This is a genomic window from Pseudoduganella aquatica, from assembly GCF_009857595.1.
Lineage (GTDB): Bacteria > Pseudomonadota > Gammaproteobacteria > Burkholderiales > Burkholderiaceae_D > Rugamonas > Rugamonas aquatica_A.
In genome coordinates, this window is sequence record NZ_WWCU01000052.1 from 1 (window position 1) to 22,498 (window position 22,498).

Annotated in this window: 19 protein-coding genes and 1 pseudogene; 3 read left to right on the forward strand and 17 right to left on the reverse strand. The window is 65.7% G+C overall.

All coding sequences use genetic code 11. The annotated features are described in order from the left end of the window. The 5 genes and pseudogenes from GTP77_RS27190 to GTP77_RS27210 all read right to left on the reverse strand — a co-directional run. Nucleotides 1-194: pseudogene (locus tag GTP77_RS27190) on the reverse strand (hypothetical protein); the annotation flags it as partial. Between the two features lie 6 nt (nt 195-200). Further along, complete coding sequence (gene tssK, locus GTP77_RS27195) at nt 201-1,532, reverse strand: type VI secretion system baseplate subunit TssK (protein WP_161075290.1); 1,332 nt, start codon at nt 1,530-1,532, stop codon at nt 201-203. A gap of 19 nt (nt 1,533-1,551) precedes the next feature. Continuing rightward, nucleotides 1,552-3,090, reverse strand: a complete 1,539-nt coding sequence (gene tagH / locus GTP77_RS27200; RefSeq protein WP_161075291.1) for a type VI secretion system-associated FHA domain protein TagH — start codon at nt 3,088-3,090, stop codon at nt 1,552-1,554. A 97-nt stretch (nt 3,091-3,187) separates the two neighbouring features. Then, complete coding sequence (locus GTP77_RS27205; protein ID WP_161075292.1) at nt 3,188-5,203, reverse strand: type VI secretion system Vgr family protein; 2,016 nt, start codon at nt 5,201-5,203, stop codon at nt 3,188-3,190. 18 nt (nt 5,204-5,221) lie between these two features. Next, a complete protein-coding gene (locus tag GTP77_RS27210; protein WP_161075293.1) occupies nt 5,222-5,611 on the reverse strand; it encodes a DUF4280 domain-containing protein in 390 nt (129 codons plus the stop codon). A 97-nt stretch (nt 5,612-5,708) separates the two neighbouring features. Here GTP77_RS27210 and GTP77_RS27215 point away from each other — a divergent pair, with 97 nt between their 5' ends. From GTP77_RS27215 to GTP77_RS27225, 3 genes are read left to right on the forward strand one after another with little or no spacing between them, the layout of a single operon-like run. Continuing rightward, complete coding sequence (locus GTP77_RS27215; RefSeq protein ID WP_161075294.1) at nt 5,709-7,196, forward strand: type VI secretion system contractile sheath domain-containing protein; 1,488 nt, start codon at nt 5,709-5,711, stop codon at nt 7,194-7,196. Nucleotides 7,197-7,202: 6 nt separating this feature from the next. Continuing rightward, the gene (locus tag GTP77_RS27220; protein ID WP_161075295.1) at nt 7,203-8,555 is read left to right on the forward strand and encodes a tetratricopeptide repeat protein; all 1,353 of its coding nucleotides are present in this window, start codon (nt 7,203-7,205) and stop codon (nt 8,553-8,555) included. Continuing rightward, complete coding sequence (locus GTP77_RS27225) at nt 8,545-8,994, forward strand: SRPBCC family protein (RefSeq protein WP_161075296.1); 450 nt, start codon at nt 8,545-8,547, stop codon at nt 8,992-8,994. The genes GTP77_RS27220 and GTP77_RS27225 overlap by 11 nt, the downstream gene beginning before the upstream one ends. A 6-nt stretch (nt 8,995-9,000) precedes the next feature. Here the strand turns inward: GTP77_RS27225 and GTP77_RS27230 are convergent, their stop codons facing one another. From GTP77_RS27230 to GTP77_RS27285, 12 genes are all read right to left on the reverse strand, one after another. After that, a complete protein-coding gene (locus tag GTP77_RS27230) occupies nt 9,001-9,720 on the reverse strand; it encodes a hypothetical protein (protein WP_161075297.1) in 720 nt (239 codons plus the stop codon). Between the two features lie 102 nt (nt 9,721-9,822). Continuing rightward, nucleotides 9,823-10,902, reverse strand: a complete 1,080-nt coding sequence (locus tag GTP77_RS27235) for a PI-PLC domain-containing protein (protein WP_161075298.1) — start codon at nt 10,900-10,902, stop codon at nt 9,823-9,825. 19 nt (nt 10,903-10,921) lie between these two features. Then, the gene (tssH, locus tag GTP77_RS27240; RefSeq protein WP_161075299.1) at nt 10,922-13,669 is read right to left on the reverse strand and encodes a type VI secretion system ATPase TssH; all 2,748 of its coding nucleotides are present in this window, start codon (nt 13,667-13,669) and stop codon (nt 10,922-10,924) included. Nucleotides 13,670-13,680: 11 nt separating this feature from the next. Next, nucleotides 13,681-14,715 carry a type VI secretion system baseplate subunit TssG gene (gene tssG, locus GTP77_RS27245; RefSeq protein ID WP_161075300.1) on the reverse strand — a complete coding sequence of 345 codons (1,035 nt, stop codon included), beginning with the start codon at nt 14,713-14,715 and terminating at the stop codon, nt 13,681-13,683. After that, on the reverse strand, nt 14,700-16,565 hold the full coding sequence (gene tssF, locus GTP77_RS27250) for a type VI secretion system baseplate subunit TssF (protein ID WP_161075301.1): 1,866 nt from the start codon (nt 16,563-16,565) through the stop codon (nt 14,700-14,702). Before tssF ends, tssG begins: the two co-directional genes overlap by 16 nt. Further along, nucleotides 16,562-17,077: a type VI secretion system baseplate subunit TssE gene (gene tssE / locus GTP77_RS27255; protein ID WP_161075302.1), complete on the reverse strand. Its 516-nt coding sequence runs from the start codon at nt 17,075-17,077 to the stop codon at nt 16,562-16,564. Before tssE ends, tssF begins: the two co-directional genes overlap by 4 nt. Beyond that, nucleotides 17,070-17,882 carry a type VI secretion system accessory protein TagJ gene (locus GTP77_RS27260; protein WP_161075303.1) on the reverse strand — a complete coding sequence of 271 codons (813 nt, stop codon included), beginning with the start codon at nt 17,880-17,882 and terminating at the stop codon, nt 17,070-17,072. Before GTP77_RS27260 ends, tssE begins: the two co-directional genes overlap by 8 nt. Before the next feature lie 73 nt (nt 17,883-17,955). Beyond that, entirely contained in the window at nt 17,956-18,447 is a 492-nt protein-coding gene (locus tag GTP77_RS27265) for an Hcp family type VI secretion system effector (RefSeq protein ID WP_161075304.1), read from the reverse strand. A gap of 49 nt (nt 18,448-18,496) precedes the next feature. After that, nucleotides 18,497-19,987: a type VI secretion system contractile sheath large subunit gene (tssC, locus tag GTP77_RS27270; protein WP_161075305.1), complete on the reverse strand. Its 1,491-nt coding sequence runs from the start codon at nt 19,985-19,987 to the stop codon at nt 18,497-18,499. A 15-nt stretch (nt 19,988-20,002) separates the two neighbouring features. Further along, on the reverse strand, nt 20,003-20,503 hold the full coding sequence (tssB, locus tag GTP77_RS27275; RefSeq protein WP_161075306.1) for a type VI secretion system contractile sheath small subunit: 501 nt from the start codon (nt 20,501-20,503) through the stop codon (nt 20,003-20,005). 68 nt (nt 20,504-20,571) lie between these two features. Further along, on the reverse strand, nt 20,572-21,639 hold the full coding sequence (gene tssA / locus GTP77_RS27280; RefSeq protein WP_161075307.1) for a type VI secretion system protein TssA: 1,068 nt from the start codon (nt 21,637-21,639) through the stop codon (nt 20,572-20,574). A gap of 133 nt (nt 21,640-21,772) precedes the next feature. Continuing rightward, the gene (locus tag GTP77_RS27285; RefSeq protein ID WP_161075308.1) at nt 21,773-22,495 is read right to left on the reverse strand and encodes a serine/threonine-protein kinase; all 723 of its coding nucleotides are present in this window, start codon (nt 22,493-22,495) and stop codon (nt 21,773-21,775) included. Nucleotides 22,496-22,498: the final 3 nt, after the last annotated feature.

Below are 22,498 nucleotides of genomic sequence, written 5' to 3' on the forward strand. Positions count from 1 at the left end.
CCAGCGGCGCCGCCCATGCCGTCGCCGCCGCCAGGCGGAGGGCTGGCCGGGAAAGCGCCGGCTGCCCCCGCAGGCGGGACGCCTGCATCGCCGCCCAGTCCCAGTCCCGGTACGGGCGCGGGTGCGCCGCGCCGTCCGCCGGGCTTGGGGACCAGGATGGTGCGGTCGGAGTCTGGCAAATCGTCCTGGCTCATCTTCGCTTACTTCCGGATGGCCCAGAACTCCATCTGCAGGCCGGGGAAGTCGCCCGCCACGTGCATGGCGAAACCGGCGGAAGTGGCCAGGTGCTGCCAGTACTCGCTGCCCTTGTCCAGCTCAAAGTAGGTATGGCCCGCGTGGAACGGCAGCTGGCGCGGCGCAACCGGCAGGGGGCGCAGCGCAATGCCGGGCAGCTGCAGATTCACCAGGTCGCGGATTTTCTCGACCGAGCCTATCTTCACCTGGCGCGGGAAGCTGCTGCGCACCGTTTCGGGCGGCATGTGGGCGTTCACCATCAACACGAAGGTGGCGGACTTCAGCAGTTCCGGATCGCGCATCACCGCCACGCGGATGCCGAACTGGCGCTCCTCCAGCGGAATTGGAATGGCGTGCGTATCGAGCACCATGGACAGCGACTGGCGCAAGTCCTCCATCACCGGCAGGAAGGTCTCGCGCAGCTGGTCGTGGCGGTACACCGGATACTGGATGGCGCGCTTGTTGTTCGGGCTGAAGGTGGCCAGCTCACCGGCCAGCTGCACGGCCTCGCGGTAGTAGTCTTCGGGATGCAGGCCCGTCATCGTGGCCAGATGCGCGAACAGCGGCTCGGCGCGGTTCACCAGTTGCAGCAGCAGGAAGTCCGCAATCTCGGCCGCGCCGGCGGCGCCGGGCTGGGACAGGCGGTTTCCGAGCGCGTCGCCGCGCTGGTGCAGCAGCCCCACCACTTCGTCCGCAAAACCACCGAGGCGCGGCGCAACGCGGAAGTCCAGGCACGGCGGGCAGAATTCGGGGTCCAGCACCACGCGGTTGTCCGGCCGCCGTTCGATCACGCGCGCCACGGCGATACAGGCGTAGGCGTTGGCGACGTCCGATTCCAGCGCCAACCGAAGGCGCAGGCGCCCCACCTGCATCAGCGCGCTGTTGTCGATGCCGTTGCTGTCCCAGGCTTCGTGGTCCACGGCGCCGTGGCGGGCAAAATTGTCCGGCGCCGGGCTGTCGCCGGTTTCCGGTATGCCGGGCCGGCGCAGCGGCAGCGCCAGCACGATCACCGCGTTGCGCGCGTCTTCCGGTATGTCCAGCGGCAGCGGCAGGTCGTCGTCCGCCGGCAGGATGAATGGCGTGCCGTCCGGCAGCACCGCGCTGCACGACAACAGCGCCAGCTTGCCCAGCGCAAGCTGCTGCTCGTCTATCTTCAGCGAAGAAAAGCCCCAGGAATAAGGCCGCAACCTGGCCACCCGGCTTTCGAGCTGGGTTTGCAGGTAGCGGTCGTGCTGCTGCAAGTGCTGCGGTTGCAGCAGCATGCCTTCGGACCAGATGACTTTACGGTTCCACGCCATGATGTCTCACTCGATAGGATTATTTGCGGTGCAGCCGGCCGATCTGGTCTTCATAGGCGGCAGAGAATTTTTCGCCGAACAGGTGCTGGAAATCATCGTCCGCTTCGCGCAGGATGTCTTCGTGCAGCGCCACCATGCGGTCCCAGAGGCGGGCCTTGCGGGTGGTTGCCATCATCTTGTCCATCACGCCTTCCGGCTCCTTGGCCTCGATCAGCGCGGGGTTGAAGCGCGCCAGCACGCCGTCCAGCGCCGCGCGCATGCCGGCGATGACGGCCAGTTCGTGGGCTTTCAGGTCTTCAAAGGCGCTGCCGATGGACTTCACCGGCGGCATGTAGCCGGACAAGGTGTTGGTCAGCATTTGGGACAGCGCGCTTTCGGCGTCCGGGAAGAATTTCAATGGGTTGTTGGCTTGCGCACCCAGCACCGTCATTTCAAGGCGGCTTTCGCGCTTGGTCATGGCGCGCGCCATCAGCACGGCCATGGTGCCGGAGGTCGCCTCGCGCAGCATGGCGCCCACCAGTTCAGCCGTTTCGGCCGGGGACTTCGTGGTGCGCAGGCCGGTCAGGCCCAGGCCGCGCAGCAGCGCCTGAATCACTTCCTCGCCGCCCTGGGCCGCACCCACCTGCGCCGCCGCACCGCCGGGAGCGGCGTGGCTTTGCTGCGGCGGCAGCGCGTAAGCGATGGGCGCGGCGGGCTGCGGCACATATGGCGCGGCCGGCGCCTGCACGCGCGGCGGCAGGAAATCGGCCAGGGGGTCGTAGTCGTCCGGTATCAGCATGGCAGGTGCAGGCGCAGCGGGCGCTGGCGGCTGCGGTGCGGCGCGCACGGTCAGCACTGTCGGCTCGGGCGCATGGGCATAGGGCTGCGCTGGGGCGCCGTATGCCGGGCTGGCCCACTGCGGGACGGGTTCCGGGGCTGGCGGCTGCGACTGCGGCTGCGCCATCGGCATCCACTGCGGCGGCGCGTGGTCCGCCTCCGAGCCACGGAAGGCCACAGGCGCCGCGGCCTGGGCGGCGTTGGCGTCGCTCAGCATATTCAGGCCGAGCGGATCGTTGGCGGACGGCGTGGCCAGCGGATCATGTCCGCCGCTCAGTTCCAGTATCTTCACGCCGGCCAGCGTGTCGCGCATCTCGTCAAAGGATTTGCCCTCGTAGGGCGACGCCGCCACCGCTGGCTGGGCCTGGAAAGGCAAGGCGTCCGAGGTCTCGGGCTGGAACACGGGTATGGCCGGCGCGGCGGCGCCCTCGCCCACCTGCACTTCCAGCACGTAGTCGCCTATCAGCAGCCGGTCGCCGTCGGCCAGCACGGCGCTCTTGCCTGTGCCTACCGGACGGTCGTTGATCCAGCTTGGATTGGCGCCCAGGTCCATCAGCGTGTACTGGCCGCCCGCGAAATCGATCTTGCTGTGGTTGCGCGAGATGTATTTGCCCGGATCGGGCAGCTCCAGGTCGTTGCCTGCGGCACGGCCTATGGTGCCGCCCAATTGATCGAAGCGGCGCTCAACGGGCGCAGCCGGAGCTTGCTTTCTGTATGACTGGATCCGCAGGGTTAAGTACATCGGCTCACTATCGCTGCTAAGAGGCTGCTAATTGAAATCAAAGGGCACGGCGCGGATCATTATACGGTTGCTATTGCGTAAAACACAATCACCCCGGTCAGTTGATCTTCACGAGCGCGCCGCCTATGGTCATGATGCCGCCCGCCTTGAGCGTGGCCATGCCGTCGGCCTGCACCGTCACATCCGGCGACTTGATGGTGATCTTGGCCGGTTCCATCTTGATGCTGGTGCCGCCCACCTTCAGCTCTATCGACGTGGTGGCCTCGATTACGATGGTCTTCGACACCGTCACCTTCTGGTCGCCCTTGATGGCCGTGGTCTGGTTGCCGCCCACGTCCAGCTTGCGGTCCACCGCGATCTTCATGGTCTGGTTGTTGTCGACCTTGAGCGTCTGGTCGTTGGTCACGGTGATGATCTGGTCGTGGTCCACCGTCACCGTGTGGTCGTTCACCACGTGCTCCTTGTGGTCGTGTCCCACGTCCAGGCTGCGGTCGTTCTTGATCTGTATGGTCTGGTCGCCCTTGTCCTTCTTCTCGAAGCCGACCTTCAGCGTGTCGTTGTTTTTCACCACGCGGTTGAAGTCCTTCTCGGCCTGGACGTAGATCTCCTCGGCGTCCTTCTTGTCCTCGAAGCGGATCTCGTTGTAGCCGCCCCCGCCCTTGCTGGTATTGGTCTTGACGGTGGACTTGGTCTGCTCGCCCGGCAGCGCATACGGCGGCATGGCGTCGCTGTTGTAGACGCAGCCGGTGACCAGTGGCCGGTCCGGATCGCCTTCCAGGAAGCTCACCACCACCTCCATGCCGATGCGCGGAATGAACACGCTGCCCCAGCCCGCGCCGGCCCAGCTCTGCTGCACGCGCACCCAGCAGGAACTGAGCTCGTCTTCCTTGCCCTCGCGGTCCCAGTGGAACTGCACCTTCACGCGCCCATACTTGTCGGTCCAGATCTCCTCACCCGCCTTGCCCACCACCATGGCGGTCTGCGGCCCCTGCACCACCGGCTTGGCGATGGTGCGCGGTGCGCGGTAGCTGTGTTCCTTGCCGATGGCGTTGAACACGCAGCGGAAGTCCAGCGGCGTGTCGCCGCCGGTGGCGTAGTCGTCGCCGACGATCTCATACTGCGCGCCGGTGACCAGGAATTCGCGGTTCTGGTCCGCGCGCGGATGGTGCACCAGCTTGAACAGGCCGCCCGGGAACAGGCCGCGCGCATTGGTGTCGGCGGAGATCTCCTCGCACTGCCCGTGCAGGCCCTCCATGCGCCCGCGCGCCAGCGTGGTGCCCGTGGCCGCCACGTTGTACAGGCCGGGATAGTCGTACATCTCGTAAGCCTGCTGGTCAAAGGCCGCCGCGATGGTGGACTTTACTTTCAGGCCGCCGCTGTTGCTGGCGGCGGCTTTTTCAAAATCGAAATCGTTCAGCGCATAGCTGCTGGCCTGGATCGCGCCGGCCGCAGCCCAGCCGTACACGGCCTCCTGGTCCACGATGCGGCGGCCCGCCTCGCCGGAAAACTCCACGCTGGCGTAGCCGGGCAGGCTCTGGTGGGCGCTGTAGGAGTCGGCCAGCACCATGGTGTGCTTGCTGGCGTCGTGCGTGAAGTAGAAATAGATGCCCTCGTTCTGCAGCAGGCGGCAGACAAAATTGAAGTCCGTCTCGCGGTACTGCACGCAATACGTCATGGCCTCATAAGTGCCGCTCAGCGCGGATACGTTCAGGTCGATGGCGCCGCCGTAGGCCGCGTCCTGGCACACCGCCTTGACGATGTCGAGGACGTTCTTCTCCTGGAAAATGCGGCAGTTGGAAGAGCGCGTCAGCAGCCACAGGCCGGGGTGGACGGTGGCCTCGTAGCGCGCCAGGCTGCCATGCCAGCCGGTGCAGGCGAAGCGCGTGACAATGCCGTGAAAGTGCCGCACGCCGTCGGCCATGTCCACATGCACGCCCAGCGGCTTGCCCAGCACATCGGCGATCTTCACGTCCGGCTTGGTGCTCAATAGCTGCACACGGAATTCGGACAACTGCCCCAGCCGCTCGCTGCCGCTCATGCGGTCGAACAGCAGCACATCGGTTCCCAGGGGACTGGTGACGTTTACTTCTCGGTTGGCTTGCGTAACTGGCATACGGGTTCCGGTCCGGAATCAGGGGATCATGGTTTTGGTGGTGCCCGCCTGGCTGAAGGCGATCACGCCGCCCCAGTTGCACATGCACTTGCAGAGGTTGTCCAGCGCCGGCATATTCGCAATCAGCACCGTCGGTGCGCCCGGCACCCAGGGTGCGGACGTCATCGGTATGCAGGGCATGGGCGTAAGCACGCCCAACGCCGCGGCGGTAGCGGCGGCCACGGTCGGATTGGCCATCGAACTGCACACGCCGAAAGGCATGATATTGACCATGGGCTTATGATCCATGATATTGGCGGCCGGCGGCCCTTCGGCCATGACCTTGTTCGCGGGAAGCACCACCAGCGTCGACGGCGCAGCGCCGAACGTGCAAGTCATCATCGCCCCCATCACAACCTGATTTGGCATATCCCCTCCTGGACCTATTATGACCGAAAAAACTGTCTTAAAGGTAAGGTTTTAGGATAAGCTCCACAACACCACCACGTATCGACGAGGGACAGTCATGGCCACATCGCTGACATTCGAATTCGGATTTGCCGCCGCCGGCCCCCAGGAGGCCGGAGAGGACGGGCAGCCCATGCGCATCTTGGTGATGGGGGATTTCAGCGGCCGCGCCGGAAGGCCCATGGCTGCGGGCATAGGCGCGGCGCGGCGAGTCGATATCGACAATTTCGACCACCTGCTGGCACAGCTCGCGCCCAGCGTGCAAGTCACACTGGACGGCGCCGTCAACACCTTCCAGTTTCGCGAGCTGGATGATTTCCATCCCGACCAGCTGTATCAAAAATCAGACGCATTTGCAGCGCTGCGCACGCAGCGCCAGCAGCTGCGCAATCCCGCCACCTTCGCTGCCGCCGCCGCCGCGCTGCAATCAGCCGCCGGCTCAGCAGCGCCGCCCGCATCTGCTCAAGCTCCCCAGCCAGCCGCCAGCGACTTCGCCAGCCTGCTCGGCGGCCAGGTGCGCCAGCCAGCCGCGCCGGCAAGCGGCCTGCCGGATATCGACCAGCTGATACGCCGCATCGCCGGCGCCATGCCGCCCGGCCCAGACCCGCGCCAGCCCGAATACGTGGCCGCGCTGGATGGCGTGATCGCCCAGCGCATGCGCGCCGTGCTGCATGCGCCGCAATTCCAGGCGCTGGAAGCCAACTGGCGCGGCCTGCGCCAGATCGTCACCGGCCTGGAACTGGGCCAGGACTTGCAGCTCTACATAATGGACGCGGACAAAGCCGCCTTGCAGGCCGATATCGACACGGCCGACGGCGCCCTGGAAACCAGCACGCTGCACAAGCTGCTGGTCGAGCAGCCGCGCATGGGCGCCGATGCCGCGCCCTGGTCCGTGCTGTGCGGCGCCTACAGCTTCGGCCCCGGCGAAGCGGACGTGGGCCTGCTGGCCGCCCTGGGCGCGCTGGCCGCCCGCGCGCAAGCGCCCTTCCTGGCCGACGCCAGCGCCGCGCTGGCGGGCGCCACCTCGCTGGCCGACCAGCCCGACGCCGCGAGCTGGCAAGAGCTGGACGCCGCCGGCGAAGCGCGCTGGCAAGCGCTGCGCGCAACGCCGCAGGCGAGCTGGCTGGGCCTGGTCCTGCCGCGCGTGCTGCTGCGCCTCCCCTACGGCAAAGCCACCGACCGCACCGACCAGTTCGAGTTCGAAGAAGCGGACGCGGACCACGAGCATGAGGACTACCTGTGGGGCCACGCCTCGCTGGCCTGCGCCTTGCTGCTTGGCCGCGCCTTCGAGGACAGCGCCTGGGACATGTCGCCCGGCGACGCGCTGGACCTGGACGACCTGCCCGCCCACACCGTGCGCCGCGACGGCCAGGCCCATATGCAGGCCTGCGCCGAAGCCTTCCTTTCCGAGCGGGCCGGAACCGTGCTGCTCGAGCGCGGCCTGATGCCGCTGCTCAGCTTCAAGAACCGCAATGCCGCGCGCCTGCTGCGCAGCCAGTCCATCTCCCAACCCGCCCGGGCACTCTCCGGCGCATGGAATTCCTGAGTCAGAATGAAGAAGAAAGCCTTGCAAAAGATCTCGCTGGACGACGCGCTGCAACTGGCGGTGTCGGTGCACCGCCAGGGCAAGCCGCGCCTGGCGGCGCAGCACTACGAAGCCATACTGCAGGTGGCGCCCACCCATCCGGACGCGCTGCACTACATGGGCGTGGCCCAACACCAGCTGGGCAACCACGAAGGCGCGGTCAACCTGATCAGCCGCGCGCTGCAGGCGGCACCGGACTATGTGGATGCGCGCAACAACCTGGGCAACGTGCAGAAAGAGATGGGCCGCCACGTGGACGCCGAGCATTCCTACCGCGCCGTGCTGGAAGCGCGGCCGGACTTTGCGCTGGCCCATAACAATCTGGGCGTGGTGCTGCGCGCGCAGGAACGGCTGGAGGAGGCGGCCGCCGCCTACCGGCAGGCCATCACGCTGTCGCCCGAGTTTGCGCAAGGCTGGATCAACCTGGGCCATGTGCTCAAGAAAACCGGCGACTTCACCGAAGCGCTCAGCGCCTACCAGAAAGCCATCCTGCTCTCGCCGGACAATCCGGACCTGTACCGCAGCCTGGCGCGCGCGCTGGTGTCGCAGCAGCGCGATGCGGAAGCGCTGGAAGTCTACCGCCAGTGGGAGAAAATCGATCCGGACAACCCGGTGGTAAAGCACCACATCGCCGCCTGCCAGGGCGCCGCCGCGCCCGAACGCGCATCGGACTCCTATGTGCAGACCGTGTTCGACCGCTTTGCCGACAGCTTCGACGAAGTGCTGGCCAGGCTGGACTACTGCGCCCCCGCCATGTGCGGCGAGATGGTTGCGTCCCTGCTGGGCGGGGCCAGCGAGGCGCAGCGCACGCTGGACGTGCTGGACGCCGGCTGCGGCACCGGCTTGTGCGGTCCGCTGCTGAGGCCGTACGCGAAGCGGCTGGAAGGCGTGGACCTGTCCGCAGGCATGCTGTCCAAGGCAGACAAGCGCCGCGAATACGACAAGCTGCACGAAGCGGAGCTGACCGCCTGGCTGTCCGGCCACACGGACGCCTACGACCTGGTCGTCTCCGCCGACACGCTCTGCTATTTCGGCGCGCTGGAAGCCCTGTTGAACAGCGCAGCGGCGGCGCTGCGAACCGGCGGCCACCTTGTGTTCACGGTCGAAGCTACGCAAGACGTGGCAGCCGCGCCCCAGTTCCTGCTCCATGCGCACGGCCGCTACAGCCACGCCGAACCCTATGTGCGCGGCACGCTGGCCGCCGCAGGACTGGAACTGGCGCAGCTGCGCCACATCACCTTGCGGCAGGAAGCCGGCAAGCCCGTTGCGGGCCTGCTGGTCGGCGCAAGAAAGCCGCAGGAGAAACCGCATGCTGGTTGAAGTACAGGTCACCATCAAGGGGAGCAAGGCGGCGATCTGGGCCGCCATGACGGACATCGAAGGCGCCGCAAAGATCATCCGGGGCATCGACAGCATCGAGGTGGTTGAGCGGCCGACGCATGGGCTCGTGGGTTTGAAGTGGCGGGAGACCCGCATGCTGTTCGGGAAACCGGCCACCGCTGAAAAGTGGATCACCGACGCGGTGGAGAACCAGTTCTACAAAACGAGGGCCGAAAGCGAGGGCTTCATCTTCCTGTCCACGACCAGCATCTCCGAAAGCAGCGGCGGCTTCGCGCTAACCAGCTTCCATGACTCCCAGCCGCAAAGCTTAGCCGCAAAAATCATGTCCATCCCGATGGGACTTCTGTTCAAGGGCGTGGCAAAAAAGGCCCTGCTGCAAGACCTGATCGACATCAAGGCCGCAGTCGAGCAGCAATGAGCAGCGTTATTTAACGACGGCCGGCCGCACCGGCGCGGCGGGCGCCATCAGGCGCTTGACGGCCAACTGCACCGCGAGCGCGCAGGCGAAGGCTGCCGCGAAAGCAGTGGCGACGCTGCCGTCGCGCAGTTGCAGCGACAGCACGAGGCAGAACGTGGCGAAGGCGAAGTAGCCGTAGACCATGCCGCGCAGCAGGGCCACCGCGAAGGCGCGGCCGGAGCGCACATGCGAGAAGCCCACCAGCACGGTGCTCATCACGGGGAACATGGCAAAAAATCCGCTCAGGCGCGCGCCTATCGCGGCGGCGCCGTAGCTCACGGCCAGCACCAGCGCAGCCCCGGCCAGCATGCGCCACGGCAGGTCGCTGGCAGCTGCGCCGCCAGCCGGCCGTGCCGCAGACAGCCCTGAGATGGCGTCGCCGGAACGCAGCGGCGGAAACAGCCTGGGTGACACCAGCAAGGCCAGCACCACCAGCACGAAGCAGGCCTCCACCGGCAGCGGCAAAGCCTTCAGACCCGCCACCGCCACGCCCCAGGCCAGCAAAGCGCTCAGCATGGACAGCGCCATGCCGAAGCGCTGCGCAGCCCATGCGTAGACGATGCTGAATGCCAGGATCGCCAGCACCGCCAGCAGCGTGCCCTCGGCGGCGCGCGCCGCGAAGCCGGCGCCCTGCTCCAGCGTCACCGTCAGCAGGATAGGCCCGGAGACGATGGGAAAGGCGGACATCCATCCCGCCACGCCCGGCCCCCATTTGCGGCCCGCCAGCGTTACCGCATAAATCAAGACAGGGACAAGCAACAGCTTCAGCAGCAAAACAAACGGCACCTATCAGGTATCCGTGCGCATGAAGTTATCGATATTCTTCACCAGGAAAGTGGGAGGAATGGTGTTGAGCTCCAGGATATGCTTGCATTTTGCCTCGTCGACGAAATCTATCATCACGAAGTTAGGCATGAACGCCTTCAGCACCGTGCCGCTGGCGAAGCCGTCTATCTTGGCAAACTTGCTCATGCGCGAAGTGATGGCCTCATCCAGCCCGTTGGTCCACATATCCTTCAGCTTCGCCACATTGGGCGCGGTCCACATGCCGGTGTTGCGGTCGCGGATGCTTTCGAACACACCCGTCGTGGTCCAGTACATCATGCCGACCACGTTAGGATTGCCATCGCCGCCGCGCGCCATCAGCTTGCGCTGCTTCTTGATGTTCTGCTCGACCTTGCCAAACGGTTTGCCCACGCTGGTGCCGCCCTTGCCGAAATACTGCATGCCGTCGTACACGTCCTTGTAGGTGCTGCCGGCCTTGCTCAGGTTCTTGATGCCCAATATGCCCTGCGCCGCGCTGTAGGTGCCGCGCACCAGCTCCAGGCCGTCCGAAGCAAACAGCACGATCACCTTGCCCTGCAGCTGGCGCAGCGTCTTGTTATTCAGGTTGCCGGCGCCCTTGTAGATTTGATCGCCCAGCACTTGCACGCAAGCCTCGGCGATCATCTCCCAGTTGTGGCAATGGTCGAACTTCAGTATCACGAACTCGCTGGGGTTGTTGGTGACGAAGCGCGACGCGTCGGTCAGGATCTTGGTCAGCGACAGGCCGTATTCGCCGCCCCACATGCTTTTCACCTTGGCCGTGGCGGCGGTACCGGTGCGCAGGTCCACGCCGGTGGTATTGCTCTCCGGCCCTTTGCCGTGATAGGCCTTCAGCGTTACCACCTTCTCCGCGCCGCCCTTCTTGACCACCGCGCCGGTGATGCGGATGTCGAACAGGCGCGCGCCGGCAACGGCCTGGTCGTGGATGTCCAGGTCCTGGGTCTGCGTATTGGCGCCGCCCATGGTCACCGCCGCGTCATGGCTGCCCGCCATGACGACTTCATTCAGTTTCTTGTCCGGGCCTAACTCGTAGTAGTTAATCATCTCACCCCCTCCAGCTCAATCAATCGAAACGATAAGAGAACTCGCCGTCTTTTACATCAACCTGCACGCCCGCGATGGCGTCGCCCTGCATCATGCGGTTCAGGAACTCGCGGCTGATATCGGGCAGCATGGTGTTGGTCAGGATGGCGTCTATCATGCGGCCGCCGGACTCGCCCTCGGTGCAGCGCGACACCACCAGCTTGACCACTTCCTCGGTATAGTTGAACGGGATCTTGTAGCGCGCCTCGACACGCTTCTTGATGCGGTTCAGCTGCAGCTTGACGATCTGGCCCAGCATCTGGTCCGACAGCGGGTAGTAAGGGATGGTGACGATGCGGCCCAGCAGCGCGGGCGGGAACACCTTCAGCATCGGCGCGCGCAGGGCCTTGGCCATGCCGTCCGGGTCGGGCATCAGGTCCGGGTCCTTGCACAGCCCGGCGATCAGGTCGGTGCCGGCGTTGGTGGTGAGGATGATCAGCGTATTCTTGAAGTCGATGAAGCGGCCTTCGCCGTCTTCCATGAAGCCCTTGTCGAACACCTGGAAGAACATCTCGTGCACGTCCGGGTGGGCCTTTTCCACCTCGTCCAGCAGCACCACGGAGTACGGCTTGCGGCGCACGGCTTCGGTCAGCACGCCGCCTTCGCCGTAGCCCACGTAGCCGGGCGGCGCGCCTTTCAGCGTGGAGACGGTGTGCGCCTCCTGGTATTCGCTCATGTTGATGGTGATCAGATTCTGCTCGCCGCCATACAGCGCTTCGGCCAGGGCCAGCGCCGTTTCGGTCTTGCCGACGCCGGAGGTACCGGCCAGCATGAACACGCCGATAGGCTTGCTCGGATTGTCCAGCCCCGCGCGCGAGGTCTGGATGCGCTTGGCGATCATCTCCATCGCATGGTCCTGGCCGATCACGCGCTGGCTCAGCAGCGAAGCCACCTTGAGGATGGTTTCCATTTCGTTCTTGGCCATGCGGCCGACCGGGATGCCGGTCCAGTCGCCCACCACCGCCGCCACCGCCTGGTAGTCCACGGTCGGCAGGATCAGCGGGGACTCGCCTTGCAGCTCGCTCAGCTTGGCCTGCACGCCTTTCAGCTCCTCCATCAGCGCGGCGCGTTCATCGGCGGTCAGGCCGTTGCCGACCTTGTGGCCGGCCATTTCCGCGCCGGCGACGGCTTCTGCACCGGCCTCCAGCGCGCTGCCCGTGCCTTCGACGGGCAATGCGCCGTCGCGCAGCTTGGCGCGCAAGGCCAGCAGCTGGTCCACCAGTTCGCGCTCGGCGTTCCAGCGCGTTTCCAGGCCGGCCAGGCGCTCGCGTTCCGCGCCCAGCAAATCGTCCGCGTCGGATTTGCGCTTGCCGATGTCGATGCCGATGGCGCTTTCGCGGCCGATAATGCCCAACTCAGTCTCCAGCGCCTCGATGCGCTTGCGGCTGTCGTCCACTTCCGCCGGGGTGGCGTGCAGGCTCACGGCCACGCGCGCGCAGGCAGTATCGATCAGGCTGACCGACTTGTCCGGCAGCTGGCGCGCCGGAATGTAGCGGTGCGACAGCTTGACGGCCGCTTCCAGCGCCTCGTCCAGGATCTGCACCTTGTGGTGCTTCTCCATGGTGGAGGCCACGCCGCGCATCATCAGGATGGCGCGTTCTTCGCTCGGCTCGTCCACCTGCACGGTCTGGAAGCGGCGCGTCAGCGCAGGGTCTTTCTCGATGTGCTTCTTGTATTCGGCGAAGGTGGTCGCGCCTATGGTGCGCAGGGTGCCGCGCGCCAGCGCAGGTTTCAGCAGGTTGGCCGCGTCGCCGGTGCCGGCCGCGCCGCCCGCGCCCACCAGCGTGTGCGTCTCATCGATGAACAGGATGATGGGTTTCGGGCTGCCCTGCACTTCGTCGATGACCGAGCGCAGGCGCTGCTCGAACTCGCCCTTCATGCTGGCGCCGGCCTGCAGCAGGCCCACGTCCAGCGTCAGCAACTGCACGTCCTTCAGGCTTGGCGGCACGTCGCCGCGCGCGATGCGCTGGGCGAAGCCTTCCACCACGGCGGTCTTGCCCACGCCGGCCTCGCCCACCAGGATGGGATTGTTCTGGCGGCGGCGCATCAGGATGTCCACCACCTGGCGGATCTCGTCGTCGCGGCCCACGATGGGGTCCATCTTGCCGCTGCGGGCCTGCTCGGTAAGGTCCACGGTGAACTTCTTCAGCGCTTCCTGCTTGCCCATCGCCGCCGGGGCGATGGCGCCCGACGCTTCGCCCGGTGCGGCGCCGCCGCCGGCCTGGAAGCCGTCCGTGGCCGTCATCTGCGATTCCGGCGAATCCTTCAGCAGGCTGGCGAACTTTTCGCTCAGGTCGTCGCTCTTGATCTTCTGGAACTGGGCCGACATGCCGTACAGCGCGTTACGCAGGCTGGAGGTTTTCAGCATGCCGATCAGGATGTGGCCGGAGCGCACCTGCGATTCGCCGAACATCAGCGTGCCGTACACCCAGGCGCGCTCCACGGATTCTTCCAGCTGCGAGGACAGGTCGATGCCGGACGTGGAGCCGCGCGGCAGCCGGTCCAGCGCCGCCGTCAGGTCGCGCGCCAGCGCGGCCGCGTCCAGCTCGTAGTGCTTCATCAGCCGCAGCAGGTCGGAGTCCTGCAGTTGCAGGATCTGGTGCAGCCAGTGGACCAGTTCCACGTAGGGATTCCCACGCAGTTTGCAGAAAACGGTACTGCTTTCGATGGCGCGGTAGCACAGCGAATTCAATTTGCCGAACAGGGCAACGCGACTAATTTCTGCCATGGTGATTTTCCTTAGCCCGCATGGGCGCTTGGGTTGATGAGCAATTGGTCCGGATTGCGGCTGGGGGCCGCGCTGGCCGGCCAGGTGCTCCAGCCGAGGCGGAGGCCGCGCCCGCTGGAGTCCCTGCCCAGCCGCAATGCCGGGGTTTCTTCCTTCTTCAGAATCAGGCGCACGTCCCAGTCCAGGGCCGTGCCCGCGTAGTTACGCACCCAGGCCAGCAGGCGCTTCATGCTGTCCCCGCCGGGCAGCATGCGTTCATAATCGGCAAAGCCCATGGGGCCGATGACGATGCGGAATTTGTTCTGGCTGTCCCACACCTTGCTGCCAAGGACAGTGGAAATGCCGAGCCGGTTGCCGTCCTCCACGCCGCCCAGGCGCGACTGGATTTCCAGCGGCAGCCGCATCCAGTGGCCCACGAACTGCTCCACCTGCACCGGCAGCTTGAAGTACTCGCGCAGGATGGACACCAGGCCGGACGCGGGCCGCGCGTTGTTCGCCAGCAGGCCGGCGAAGTGCAGCTTGGCGAAGTCGCCGATCTCGTCGCGCTGGCGCAGCGCGGGCGCGCCGATGCCGAACAGGCTGCCGACGAATTCGGCGTAGCGGTCGGTGTCCTCGCGGTCCAGGTTGATGGCGGGTTCGGCCTGCGCCTTGGCGCGGTAGAACAGCGACAGCATGCGGTGGTGGAACACGTCCAGGAAGGCCAGCATGGTGGCGTCGCCGCCGTTGCGCAGGCGGTCGCGCACGTATTCGGTGATATGGGTCGGCATTGGCCCGTTGGCGCCCAGCAGGCCGAAGAAATTGACCGCCAGCCGCGCCCTGGAGTCCGGCCCGTTGGCGCCGGCGCGCAGGAACTGGCCCAGCGCGGTGGCGTGGAAGGTCAGCGCCGGGTCCTGGCCGAAGCGCACCGCGTCGTCGCGCGGACGCAGCGAGGCGCCGATGCGCGGCAGTTCGGGGTGCGCGTTCTCGATCAGCCGCAGCACCTGGAAAAAGTCCATGCGCGCGGCGTTGCGCTCCAGCTCCAGGTCCAGTTCTACAGGATCGCGCATGCGCCTCCCTTGGCCGGCCAGCGCATGATTTCGCCCCGCCCCACGGTGCGCACCACGGTCTCGGTGAAGGAATTGATGGAAACGTATTGCGCGAAGAACTGCGCCAGCACGCCGCCCAGCAGGAAGGCGCCGGTGCCCTCGAAGGCCGCGTCGTCCATCGTAACGGTCACCTGCAGGCCGCGCCCGAAAGTGATAGGCCCCGGCGACGGCATGCGGCGCGTGATGCTGGAAGTGCTGATGGACTGCACGCCCTCGATCTGGCGCTGGCCATTCAGGTCGCCTGGATGGCAGTATAGCGACAGCATTTCGCGCAGCGCCACCGCGCCCTGGCGCGGATCGCTGTCGGTCAGCGACAGATAATTGAGCGACAGGTGGTTCAGCAAGCGCCACGCCACCGCGCCCTCGGCGAAGGACGCATTCGGCTGGCTGGGGCCGGCCAGGCAGCGCACCGCCGTCACCGGCGCGCCGGAGTCCAGGATGAAATCGGTCTTGCCCACGCCCAGCGGCATGGACAGCGGCAGGTCGCGGTTGGTGCACCAGACCTGCAGGCCGAGCTGGCGCAGGTCGCTGCGGTACGGCGCCTCTGCCGCGTCGACGATGGAGATAAAGGTCTCGCTGCCGATATAGCTGGAGCGCGGCCCCACCTTGCGCTGGCGCTGCGAGATCACGCGCGGCTCGCGCCGGATATGGTAGAAGGCCTTGTCCTGGTGCAGGCCGCCAATGTCCTTGGCCGTGTAGAAGGGGCGGAAGGTCTGCTCGGCCTGCGGGCCGGTGCCGTAGCCCGTCACGTCCTCGATCTGAAATACCTCGAAATCCATCGGCCGCGTACGGTCCACCAGCACGTGGTATTCAAACTGCTCGCCGCTGACGTTGATACGGTCCGCGCGGCGCTGGAACAGGTTGATGGCGGGCGTGCAGTTGAGCGCGAAGTTGGACGCGTCCAGCATCTGCTCGAGCTGGGCGTCGCCCCGGTTCAGCAGGATGACCAGCTCGATTTCCGATTCGGCGCAGCGGCCCAGGGCGCGCCGCAAGCCGCGCAGTTCAACGAACAGGTAGCGCTGCGGGAAGGCGAAGTATTCCTGCAGCAGGCGGTAGCCCTGGAAGGTGCGCCGGCCGCTGGGCAGCAGCGCTTCCTCTTCGCCAAATCCCAGCGGGGCCACGGCGCTTTTTGGCAGCAAGGCCGAACCGCCGGCCGAGGACACCAGCACGCCCTCGACGCTGCCCAGGATTTTTTCGTAGATCTTGACCGGCATTTCGTCGCTGCCGCGCAGGTTCAACGCCAGGCTGTCCATGTTCAGCGCGTGGAAAGGCAGCCCGCCCACGGTGCGCAGGCGCAGGCGGATGCCCGCCTTGACGCCGGCCGGCAGCGGCATAGGTGCGCCGCCAAGCGCGCCGCTGTGGGTGAAGAACTTGGCTTCGGCCAGTTCCACCGGCCACATGGTCACGTCGTGCGCGGTGCGGTATTCGCAGGCCGTGGTGTCGCCCTTGCCCAGCACGCTGCGCATGGCGGTCCCGCGAGGCACCACATAGCCCTGCTTCAGGGCCGGGTTGCTCAGGTCCGGCTGCAGCTGCACCACCGCCATCGACGGCGTGGGCGCCAGGAAGTGCGGGTAGACCAGCTCCGACATATGCTGCGTAAAGCGCGGGAACTCGGAGTCTATCTTCATCTGCACGCGCGCGGCAAGGAAGCTGAAGCCTTCCAGCAGCCGCTCTACATAAGGGTCGGCGCAGTCGAAACCCTCCAGGCCCAGACGGCCGGCGATCTTGGGATATTCCTTGGCGAACTCGCCGCCCACTTCGCGCAGGTGCTGCAGCTCCTGGCTGTAATAGCGCAGCAGGCGCGGATTCATGCCGCCACTCCCTTGCCGCCGCTGTTTTCGGTCAGGCGTATGGTGGCGCGGTCGATGTCGAGTTCCGTTTTCAGGTACAGCCGTTCAGGGTAGGGTTGCGCCCACATATCGCCTTCAATTTCAAACATGATGGTGTTGCCTTCCGACTGCTGCGGCACCGCCTTCACGCTGACCGTGGCGCGTATCAAGCGCGGCTCGAAGTCCCAGATCGCCTGGCGAATGCCCCGTTCCAGGTCGGTCAGGTTCATGCCAGCGACGGAGATGCCGGAGATGTCCGGCATGCCGTAGTTGACCACCGAGTTGGCCACGTGCGGCAGTTTCGGAAAATCCGTGACCGACAGCAGATTGGTGGTGTTGAGCAGCCACGCCAGGTCGCGCAGCACGCTCTCGCGCAGGGTGCGCAGCGACAGCACGCGCCGCTCGCGCGATTCCACGCTGCTGTCCGGCTCGTCGTCGGTCAGGCGGTCCAGCAGCGAGGGCTGCAACCGCTCGCGTGGCGCCAGTTCAGCCATTGGCGGACGTGTCTACTGCATGGCCGCCGGCGTCGAACTCCACGGTCCGCACGTCCATCAGCGCGTAATCGGCGGCGTCGGTGGCCAGCATGCGCTGGCCCAGGCCTATGCCCTCCTCGCTCCATTCCGTGCGGCGCGCCAGCAGCAAAGCCTCGTCGGCGCCGGGGCGCACGGTGCCCGCGTAGCGCGTCGGGATCAGGCCGACCGTGCTGGCGCCGTTGGTCCAGGTGAAGGTGGCGGGCATCCACACCTTGTCGCGCAGGTCGGACGGCGCTTCGATCTCGATGCGGCTCACGTGCTGCACCGGCACCCAGATATAGCGCCCGTTCATGATCACTTCGAGCACCGGACCGATGCGGGCGTCCGCGTCGGCCAGCCATTCAAAGCGTTCGCCGTTGATGCTGCCGGAGCTGGCCGGCGCGTCCTCGAAAGCGCGTGCACGGGCCGCGGCGCCGCCGGCGGCATTGCCCTCGCCTTCCAGCTTGAGCGCCTCGGCCACCAGCGCTATCCACGGCAGCGGCTCGCCGAACACCACTGGCAGGCGCTTGCCGGAAAAAATTTCATCGCGCAGCGCCTCGCACTGGATCGCCTCGCGGTAGGTTTGCGCCATCGGCAGGGTGGCGGCGTCGAGTTCGGCGGCCACGTTCAACTGCGTCAGCGCGCGGTTCCACTGTCCCTGCACGCAGAGCAGCTGGAACAAGAAGGTGCGGTATTTCGCATTCGACGGGTCTTTACGGATCTGGTCCTGCAGCGCGGTGAGCGCGGCGCCAAGCTGGCCATCACTAATAAGCTGTTGCGCGTCCATAAGGAGCCCTGGTGTAAGTCAGAAGAAACAGGTGAAAAAAAAGCCGGGGCGGCAATGCCCCGGCTGCACGAACTTACTTGGCCACGTTGCCGGCGATGTCGTAATTGAACACGCCGCCGGACGCCGTAACGCCCTTCTCGTTTTGCAGGAAGTATTCCATCTTCACTTCAGCGAAATTCAGGCTGATGTTTTCGGTCAGACGGTCTTCGCCGCCGCTGCCGCCGGTCGACAGCGACGTGACCAGCACCTTGGTCATGGTGATTTCCAGGTACTTCTGCTGGCCTTCGCCGGCTTTGCGCACCAGCAGCTTGGCCACTGGAATGTGCGAGCCCTTGGCCAGCGCGCTCAGGATGGCGGTCGAGGACTTGTCCAGGTATTTGGTGATCGAGATATCCTGGAAATTGGCCTTGCCTGCGCCGCCGCCGCCGCCGGTGTGGAAGGAACCGGCGTTCGAAGCGCCCCAGCTCCATGCCAGCACGTCGATATCGCCGGCTGCTTTTTGCGCTTTGTCCTGGGTTTCACCTTTGATGGTGGCGCCCAGATTCAGGAACATGTCTATTGCCATCTTATTCTCCTAGTGTGTGGTCCGACTTGATCTAACTACGATGAAAAACTTAGCCGCCTTTGGCCGACGGCAGCTTCGATACCAGGCGCAGCGACACGGTCAGGCCTTCCAGCTGGTAATGCGGGCGCAGGAAGAACTTCGAGGTGTAGTAACCCGGATTGCCTTCTACTTCTTCCAGGATCACTTCCGCCGCGGCCAGCGGTTTCGTGGCCTTGGTTCCTTCGCTGGAGTTGGCTGGATCGCCGTCGACGTAACGGTTGATCCAGTTGCTCAGCCAGCGCTCCATCTCATCGCGCCCCTTGAAGGAACCGATCTTGTCACGCACGATGCACTTCAGGTAATGCGCAAAACGGCAGGTGGCGAACAGGTACGGCAGGCGCGCGCCCAGGTTGGCGTTGGCGGTGGCGTCCGGGTCGTCGTATTCGGCTGGCTTGTGCAGCGACTGCGCGCCGATGAAGGCGGCGAAGTCGGTGTTTTTCTTATGCACCAGCGGCATGAAGCCGTTGGCTGCCAGCTCGGCCTCGCGGCGGTCCGAAATGGCGATTTCGGTCGGGCACTGCATGGCCACGCCGCCGTCGTCGGTCGGGAAGCTGTGCACCGGCAGGCCTTCCACCGCGCCGCCGGATTCGATGCCGCGGATGCGCGAGCACCAGCCGTATTCCTTGAAGGAGCGGTTGATGTTCACCGCCATGGCGTAGGCCGCGTTGGCCCAGGTGTAGTTCTTGCTGCCGGCGGCCGAGGTGTCTTCCTCGAAGTCGAAGGCTTCCACCGGATCGGTCTTGGCGCCGTAGGGCTGGCGCGCCAGGAAGCGCGGCATGGCCAGGCCCACGTAGCGCGCGTCCTCGGACTCGCGGAAGGAGCGCCAGGCGGCGTGTTCCGGAGTCTGGAAGATCTTGGTCAAGTCGCGCGGATTGGACAGCTCCTGCCACGATTCCATCAGCATGACGGACGGCGCGGCGGCGGCGATCAGCGGCGCATGCGCGGCGGCGGCGATTTTCGCCATGCCGGCCAGCAGTTCCACGTCCGGTGCGCTGTTGTCGAAGTAGTAGTCGGCCACGATGGAGCCGAAAGGCTCGCCGCCGAACTGACCGAATTCTTCCTCGTACATCTTCTTGAAGATCGGGCTCTGGTCCCAGGCCGTGCCCTTGAATTTCTTCAGGGTCTTGGCCAGGTCGTTCTTCGAGATGTTCATCACGCGGATTTTCAGCGTTTCGTCGGTCTCGGTGTTGTTCACCAGGTGGTGCAGGCCGCGCCAGGCGCCTTCCACTTTCTGGAACTCATCGGTGTGCATGATCAGGTTGATCTGCTCGGTGAGCTTCTTGTCCAGCGCCGCGATCAGGCCCTCGATGGTGCCCAGCACGTCGTTCGAGATCAGGTTGGTGCCGCTCAGGGCCTGCTCGGCCAGCGTCTTGACCGCGTTCTCGACCGCTTCCTTGGCCTTGTCCGATTGCGGCTTGAACTCCTTCTGCAGCAAGCTGCCGAAGTCGCTCATCTCCAGGGTGCCGGCCGCGCCTTGTTGTGCTTCAGTGATCTGTGCCATCAATTCCTCCGTCGATTATTCTTGCGGCTTCGGTGCCGAGGTCAGGGCCTGCATCAGGGCCGGTTCGGCCAGCAGCTTGCCGATCAGTTCCTCGGCGCCCGTCTTGCCGTCCATATAGGTCAGCAGGTTGGACAGCTGACCGCGCGCTTCCAGCAGCTTGTTCAGCGATTCCACCTTGCGCGCGATGGCGGCCGGGGTGAAGTCGTCCATGCTTTCAAAGGTCATGTCGACCGCCATATTGCCTTCGCCGGTCAGCGTGTTCGGCACCTGCACCGCCACGCGCGGCTTCATCGATTTCAGGCGCTCGTCGAAGTTGTCGACGTCGATCTCCAGGAACTTGCGGTCCGCCACCGGCGCCAGCGGATCGGCCGGCTGGCCCGACAGGTCGGCCAGCACGCCCATCACGAAGGGCAGTTGTACGCTTTTTTCCGCGCCGTAGACTTCCACGTCGTACTCGATCTGCACGCGCGGCGCGCGGTTGCGCGCGATGAACTTCTGGCTACTTTCTTTGCCCACGATTTACTCCTCCTAGTGATGGAAACAACCTGAATTAGTACGCCTGCCTGATACTCAATACTTAATACTCAGTACTCGCTTTGCTCCTGCTGCTCGCCCTCGCGCGGCCCGCTGACCATCAGCAGCTGCGCCATGCCCTCCGGCGCCAAGTCTTCCATGATTTCGAAGAAATTCTTGGGCACCAGCCGTTTGGCGCGCTCCAGCAGCAGCGGCACGGGACTGGACGGTTCATACTTCTGGTAATACTGGCTGATCTTGTCCAGCATGCGTATCACGTCGGCCCGGCTGGCCACCTCGCCGCTGATGGCGCCGCCGCGCCCCGCGCGCCCACCGCCGCCCGCCGCGCCGGCGCCGCCGTCTTCACCTTCGCCCTCATACTCGCCTTGCGCCGGCGCGCCCTCGTCGGCCTCGCCGGCCTGCTCGGCGAAGAAATCGCGTCCGCGCCGCAGCAGGCGCACCAGGCCGTCCAGGTTCAGCGCCTGCGAGCTGCCCACCTGGCGCACCAGTATCAGTTCAATCTGCGTGGCGCTCTCGCAAGCGGCGGCCAGGCCGGCGCTGCTGGCGGCCACCCGTTCGGGGTCCGCGTCGCGCAGGGCGGCGGCGATGGAATGCAGTTCTATCTTGCTTTCGCCCTCGGCCGGCGGCAGCTCGCCGCTGCTCACTTCGAGCGTGCGCAGCGACAGCGGCCCCAGTCCGGGCAGCATCAGCAGCGTGGCGTCTTTCAGTTCACGCAAAAAGGCGTTGTCGACCAGGGCGGCCAGGGAATTGATGCGCAACATGGGGTCCATGTCGTCGTCGGGGTCGAGCTGGGGATGGACGCTGTCCCAGCGCTGCTCCAGCAGGCGCTCGATCAGCGCCAGGCCGCTGGCCATGCCCGGCGCGCCTTCCAGCGCGAGCAGCGCGCGCGACAGCGAAACGGCTAGCCGCAAATCACGGCTGCGCTCCAGCAGATCCTTGGCCAGGCGCTTGACAACCTTCCATTCCGGCGGCACGGCAGGCGTGATGGTGTCGCCATACTGGACTTCCGGCTTGCCCAGGATGGCCTGCTCCAGCTCGAGGAACTCCGGGTCGTATTCAAGATTGGGGCCGCACGGCGCGTCGGCCTCGACATCCTGAAGCAAAGAATCTATATCCACTCCACCACCTTAGGCAAATAACCGATTTTCGACCATGACTATAGCTTGAAATTGGGAAAAGTATTCTAAAAAATAATTCTATTTTGACACGAATTTGTTGCCCAAACATATTGCAAGATGTGCAGCGTTATGCTTATGCAGCCGTGTCGAGGGCGGCGAGGAATTCGCTGGCATGCTGAAAGCGCCCCGACGGCGCCTTGGCCAGGCCACGGCCGATCACGGCCTGGAAGCGCGCCAGCGCCGGCGGCAGCGGCGGCGGCGCCCCGATCAGCACCTGCTGCATCATCTGGAAAGGCGTGCCTTCGAAGGGACGGCGTCCGGCCAGCATCTGGTACAGCACCACGGCGGCGGCGAACAGGTCGCTGCGCGGATCGGCCTGGCCGCGCATCTGCTCGGGCGCCATATACCCTGGCGTGCCATGCGCGCTGGCGGCGCCGGCCTTGCCGGCAAGGCCGAAGTCGGAGATTTTCAGTGCGCCGCCGGCGTCGAGCAGCAAATTGGACGGCTTGATGTCGCGGTGGACCACGCCCGCGCCGTGCGCGTACTCCAGTCCTTCCAGCATTTGTGCCATCCACGCCACGGCGCGCGCGGCCGGCAGCGGGCCTTCCTGCAACAGCGCGGACAGCGCGGGACCGGCCATATATTCCATCACCGTGAATCCGGGCGCCGCCTCCAGCACCGCCACGATGCGCGTGTGGCGCAGCCCCGGCGGCGGGAAAAGCGGCGCAGCTGCCAGCTTCAGCGCCACCTGTGCGCCGTCCGGAGCGCCGGCCAGCCACACGCCGGGAGCCAGCGCGCGCCGCAGCACATAGCCGCCTGCGCGCCCGGGCAACACACTGCCGATATTTATTTGCATGGG